Annotated in this window: 4 protein-coding genes and 1 pseudogene; 1 reads left to right on the top strand and 4 read right to left on the bottom strand. The window is 38.5% G+C overall.

Annotated elements, in window-relative coordinates; translation table 11 throughout:
- Positions 1-120: 120 nt before the first annotated feature.
- Positions 121-549: a hypothetical protein gene (locus ACYQ2O_RS09950; RefSeq protein ID WP_346023611.1), complete on the bottom strand. Its 429-nt coding sequence runs from the start codon at positions 547-549 to the stop codon at positions 121-123.
- Between the two features lie 361 nt (positions 550-910).
- On the opposite strand from ACYQ2O_RS09950, the gene ACYQ2O_RS09945 reads away from it, so the two are divergent.
- A complete protein-coding gene (locus tag ACYQ2O_RS09945) occupies positions 911-1,561 on the top strand; it encodes a hypothetical protein (RefSeq protein WP_346023612.1) in 651 nt (216 codons plus the stop codon).
- A 498-nt stretch (positions 1,562-2,059) separates the two neighbouring features.
- On the opposite strand, the gene ACYQ2O_RS09940 is transcribed toward ACYQ2O_RS09945, so the two are convergent.
- The 3 genes and pseudogenes from ACYQ2O_RS09940 to pfkB all read right to left on the bottom strand — a co-directional run bounded on the left by ACYQ2O_RS09940 (position 2,060) and on the right by pfkB (position 5,866).
- Positions 2,060-2,917: an aldo/keto reductase gene (locus ACYQ2O_RS09940; RefSeq protein ID WP_346023613.1), complete on the bottom strand. Its 858-nt coding sequence runs from the start codon at positions 2,915-2,917 to the stop codon at positions 2,060-2,062.
- 145 nt (positions 2,918-3,062) lie between these two features.
- Positions 3,063-4,942 (bottom strand): annotated as a pseudogene (locus ACYQ2O_RS09935) (PTS fructose transporter subunit IIABC).
- Positions 4,943-5,866, bottom strand: a complete 924-nt coding sequence (gene pfkB / locus ACYQ2O_RS09930) for a 1-phosphofructokinase (protein ID WP_346023614.1) — start codon at positions 5,864-5,866, stop codon at positions 4,943-4,945.
- Positions 5,867-6,016: the final 150 nt, after the last annotated feature.

Raw genomic sequence — 6,016 nt, 5'->3', positions numbered from 1 at the left:
AATTTCTGGAAAAAGTCATCCCTTGCGCCAGCAATTGACTTTTTTGGAAATTTTAACGAAAACTACTTGTGATAAAAGTAACAACCTATAAAACCTATTTATTCTAAGTTTTATGCAACACTAGTGAACAACAATATAATGAATGAGCCTGTTTAATGATGACCTTAAACCTTTGTCCAGATTGTATTTGTTATAAACAGAAGGGAGAAGGTATTCTCTGAGAACATTAGACAATTTGATTGATAACAGCAGGGCAAAAAGTATAGTCAATATTAGAACTAGAGTAATTTGTGTGTCTCCAAAAACAAAAAGAGTTTGGTACATGAAAGAAATTCTAGAAAAATAAGTAAATAAAAATATTGCCACAGCAAAAATGCTCACCCAATTAACTAAAGTAGTCACAAAAAGTTGAGTATTTTCTCTATTTATTATTCTATCAAGTATTGATTTCACTGCTGATCTTATTAACAAAATAAGTAAAAGTCCGCCGATTCCTACAAGCCAAAAACCTACTTCACTATTTTCCATCCAATTTGTTAAAGTATTCATTGTATGATTGTCCTTTCTCGTATATTGTTTTCATTTTATCAGACCTGATTCAAATAAACGAGCTTTCATAATCAACAGAAAAAGTATTCTTCAACTTATTCTCTAACTTTACAATACCAACCTCGACAAAACTTGTGATTAATCGATTATTAAGCTTTTTTAAATTACTCTATATCCTCTTCATAGGTGATTTTTATCATTGAATGAAATTAGTAAAGCTGACAATGCTTACCGACAAATAGACATAAAAGAGTGCTTTGAAGATATACTTGAAGTAACGTATAATGAAAGGGTAGGAGAGGGGGCAGACTGATTCCATTCTCTCTTTAATCTTTTGTAATAACAGAAAGAAAGTGGATTTATGAATTGTAAAGAGAGTAAGCAATATAGACTTCGTGATAGAAAAGAACCGATTTACTGGATTGGCGGCTCTTCTTGTGCTGGAAAAAGTACTTTCGCCAAACTATATGCTGAAAAGAAAGGCTTTTCTCTATACTCCTGTGACAATCATTTCGAAGAACACCTAAATAGAATTTCTGCTTCAACTCATCCAGCGATGAGTCGCATGTCTAAGATGACATCAAATGAACTGTTTTATAAAACAAAGCCCGCTGAACAGTTACGATTATATATCGATATTTTTAAAGAGGATTTCAAGTTTGTGGTTGACGATATTTTAACACTACGAGACAAACCGCTAGTTGTTGAAGGTAATCAGTTGATGCCATCACTAGTGCACGATTTTATGAAGCTTAAAGATAAAGCTATTTGGTTAGCTCCTACAGAAAATCAACAGATAGAAATTTACAGTAAAAGAACATGGATTCATTCAGTTCTTAAAGACACTGATAATCAAACTATTGCTTTTAATAACTGGATGAAAAGAGACTCTTTATTTGCAAATCATGTAGTAAAAGAAACAAATAGATTAAATTTAACATCACTATCAATTGACAGTAATTTAGACTGGGATAAATATTTTGATCTAATTGAAAAGCATTTAAGTGAATAATATTTTTATAATACACTCCAAGAATATCTAGAATCACTAAAGACGATTTGAAAGTATCATACGTACAATTGATCGTGGAGAAACTGAACAGGCGTCAGAATCGCTCTGATATTTTTATAAAGACATAAATTATTTAATTTGAGATAAAAGACCGATTACTTGATACATCATGATTTAAATACAAAAATAAAGCAATAAATAGGGGATTAAATCATAAAACAGACGTACCTTGGTAAACTATGCTTTTTCTTTATTTTAGTTTACATAATATATATTATACAAAGTAGATTATTTAGAATATAGGGTCCCTCGCTTAAATTTATATTGATTCTGAACCTCACGCGTTTTAATCAAATATTGTTTTAAATTGATTTGAATTTAAGTGACATTTAACTGATTTCTTAATTTCATCTACTCACTTAGTGTATCGATTAATATTTAGTTTCGAAAAATAAAAACCAGCCGTCAGCAACCTTTGCGCTGATCAGCTGGTTCTATTTATTGGACACTTAACGGTACGCGTTTTTCTGGCGCTGGAAATGCTTCGTTTAGCAGATTTAATTCTTCATTAGACAAATCGATATCCAGAGCTTTTCTGTTCTGAAGCACGTGTTCTGATGACCCGGCTTTAGGAATGGCTGTCATCTGTTCCTGATGCATGACAAACGCCAGCAACAGCTGAACAATTGAAATCCCCTTATTTTCTGCAATATTGTTGATGATTGGACTGTTGTAGACTTTATCTTTCAGGTCCGGCTCCTGACCGATGATTGGACAATAAGCCATGATGGGAATATTGTTTTCCTTCATATAGTCATGCAAAACGACTTCAATGCCTCTTGAAGCTAAATGATACAGAACCTGATTGGTCTGACAGTTCTCACCGTTTCTTAGAGAAAGCAGCTCCTGCATATCTTCTAGATCAAAGTTTGACACGCCCCAGCCCCTTATTTTACCCTGACGCTTCAGTTCTTCGAAGCAGTCGACTGTTTCCTGAAGCGGAACATTGCCTGGCCAGTGCAGTAAGTACAAATCAAGTTCATCAACACCCATGCGTTGAAGTGTCTTTTCGCAGGAGTCGAACATGCGTTCTTCACTGGCATTTGCGGGATATGCCTTAGATACTAAGAACAGATCGTCACGGTCTACGTGTTTGATCGCATCACCTACCACTTCTTCTGCTCCACCTTCAGCATACATTTCGGCTGTATCGATCATAGTTAACCCGTTATCAATCCCTGCCCTCAGAGCATCTATCTCCTCATATCGTTTGTTTTTGTCTTCTCCCATTTTCCAAGTTCCCTGACCTAGTTTCAGGACTTTTCGCCCGTTGGGGAAAGTTACAGTTTTTTTCATTGATTTGTCTCCCTTCAATCGTCACTGTATTCACTTGCAGTTTAACAGAAATAATTATAGAAGAAAAAAATAATACCTCTGTTTTCCAGAGCACAAAAAACGTCATTCAGTTAAGAATGACGTTTTTTGTGTGTTATTTGATAGCTTATAAATTCATGTCTTCGTTTTTTATAGCAACTTTGCTGTCTTGCACATGAGGTTTCCATAGACCTAATATCACAGAAGTGATGATAGAACCAACTAGAAGTGAAACTAGGAAAAGCATAGTATTATCGCCTAACCCTATAACGAATACTCCTCCATGAGGTGCTGGTACTGTAACGTTCCATAATTGTGTCAGGCCTCCACCAATTGCAGCGCCCAGTACTGAAGAGCCGATGACTCTTAATGGATCTGCAGCAGCAAATGGTATTGCGCCTTCTGTAATAAATGATAGTCCTAGAACGAAATTAGATAGTCCAGATTGACGTTCGATATCAGTGAATTTGGATTTAAATAACAAAGTAGAAATAGCAATAGCTAATGGTGGAATCATTCCTCCGACCATAACCGCAGCCATTAAACTTCCATCTCCTGTGTCTCCAAAAATACCAATAGAGAAAGCGTAAGCTGCTTTATTGACAGGGCCACCCATATCAACGGCCATCATTCCACCCAGAACAGCACCTAAAATTACCGCATTGCCCGTTCCTAGATTTTCCAGGAAACCGATCATTGCATTGTTAATGACGGCAAAGAATGGGCCTATCAGGAAGAACATGAGAAGACCAACTGCCAGCAGTCCTAATACTGGGTAAAGAAGAATAGATTTAAGTCCTTCGAAAGTCTTTGGTACATTTTTTAGTGATTTCTTGATCAGGTTCATGACATAACCAGCTACGAAACCAGCTACTAGTCCACCAAGAAACCCTGCATCGCTTTCTACTGCAAGCAGTCCACCTGCCATACCTGGAAGGAGTCCCGGACGGTCAGCTATACTGTAGGCAATGTATCCAGCCAGAATCGGGATAAGGAATGTAAAGGCAGATCCACCGATCGAATTAAGTGAAGTAAACAGAATACTATCTTCACCTAACTGTGCTTCGAATAAGAATGACAGAGCCAGAAGAATTCCTCCACCAACGACGAATGGGAGCATATGAGACACCCCGTTCATCAGGTCTTTATAGATCGACTGCCAGCCGCTGCCTCGTTCAGTATCATCGGCATCGCTTGAAGCTGATGACCCTTCTGCCTGAAAAATAGGTGCATTGCCTGCAACTGCTCGTGTGATCAATTCTTCAGACTTGTTGATGCCCTCAGAAACCGGACGTTGCAATACAGGTTTTCCATTGAATCGAGCCATGTCCACTTTCTTGTCTGCAGCAATGATGACGCCGTCAGCTTGTTCTTCGCTCCGTCCGTGCCGTTCGTTTCTACACGGATCTCAACACCCATCTCAGCTGCTTTTCGCTTTAATGCATCTTCTGCCATATAGGTATGGGCAATTCCAGTAGGACAAGCTGTTACAGCGACAACAAATTTCTGGTCGCTTCCTGCATTCTTAGACGTTTCTTCTCTAACGACTTGTTCTTCTTCATCTTCTTTAAAGATATTCTGTACTTCTTCAGGGGTACGAACTTGCTTAAGCTTCGATACAACTGACTCGTCGACAAGCTTTCTGGAAAGAGATGCCAGAACTTGAAGGTGAAGGTCGTTTCCGCCTTCGGGAGCTGCAATCATAAAGAACAGTTCAACAGGCTGGTTATCCAGCGCTTCATACTCTACACCTTTAGATGATTTAGCAAAAAGAACAGCTGGTTCTTTTACCGCTTTGTTCTTGGAGTGAGGCATGGCAATCCCATTACCCAGTCCTGTAGAGGTCTGACTTTCCCGGTTCATGATTCCTGTCTTGAATGTTTCTACGTCACTGATTACATTTTTCTCAGCAAGTCGCTGGATCATTTCATCGATAACGGCTTCTTTAGAAGTCGCTTCAAGGTCCATGATCATTAAATCTTTTCTCAATACATCATTGATCTGCATTTAGTTTTCCTCCCATTTTTCAACCGTCACAGTTTTTAGAACGGTCTGTATGTCTTTTTCTGTAGCCAAGTCTGTATTAAAAGCCGTTGCTGTTCCACATGCAACGCTGTAACGGAACGCTTCTTTCGCATTCTGCGTGTCGCTGTATACACCTGTAAATCCGGCTACCATCGAATCACCTGCTCCGACAGAATTTATCAGCTGACCTTCTTCTGCTTTTCCGTGATAGATTTCATCCTTAGTAAACAGAACTGCTCCGTCTTTACCCATAGAAACAATTACGTGCTTGGCTCCTTTGCTTACTAGCTCTTTTCCGTAATGGATCAGCTTTTCATTCGAATCGATACGCGTCGAATACAGTGCCTCGAGCTCGTGAATATTAGGCTTGGCGAGCAGCGGCTGATTGCCGAGAGCATCCATCAGTTCTTTACCCGTCGTGTCTATGACGAATTCAGCCTGTTTCTCATGAATACGTTCAATCAGAACCTGATAAAAATCATCCGGCATCCCACCTGGTTTACTGCCTGATAGAATGACGATATCTCCTTTATTCAGATCGGACATCTGGTCGAGAAGACGATTCTGATCATCTTTGGAAATCACTGGACCTGAACCGTTAAGCTCTGTTTCTTCCGATCCTTTGATTTTGACATTGATTCGTGTGTCATCGTTAACTTCTATAAACTGTGTACTGATCGTCTGCCTTTCTAATGTCTCTTTTATGAAAGCTCCTGGAAACCCTCCAATATAGCCTAGCGCGATAGAAGGTTTGTCGAGAGCTTTGAGTACACGAGAAACGTTGATTCCTTTACCTCCAGGGAATTTCTGGCTTTTATCAAAACGGTTCAAATCACCTAGTCTGATCTGTTCATCTGGAAAGATGACATAATCGATTGATGGATTGAGTGTCACCGTATAAATCATAAGTTCACCTCTATTACTTTAGTAGTAATTACCAATTTTTTTGTTTTTTCGTGTTGTTTTAATGCAACTATCGTTGCTCTATCAATTAAAATACAAAAAGGCACCTCTTCCCCCCCTCGTATAATAAGTTTGTAGTTAAGAATTGTTCTT

Source organism: Alkalibacterium sp. m-11, from assembly GCF_054658155.1.
This window is presented reverse-complemented; position numbering and strand designations above follow the sequence as displayed.

Coding starts and splice junctions, on each gene's coding strand:
- ACYQ2O_RS09950 (WP_346023611.1), bottom strand. CDS start 549: ATGAATACTTTAACAAATTGGATGGAAAATAGTGAAGTAGGTTTTTGG.
- ACYQ2O_RS09945 (WP_346023612.1), top strand. CDS start 911: ATGAATTGTAAAGAGAGTAAGCAATATAGACTTCGTGATAGAAAAGAA.
- ACYQ2O_RS09940 (WP_346023613.1), bottom strand. CDS start 2,917: ATGAAAAAAACTGTAACTTTCCCCAACGGGCGAAAAGTCCTGAAACTA.
- pfkB (WP_346023614.1), bottom strand. CDS start 5,866: ATGATTTATACGGTGACACTCAATCCATCAATCGATTATGTCATCTTT.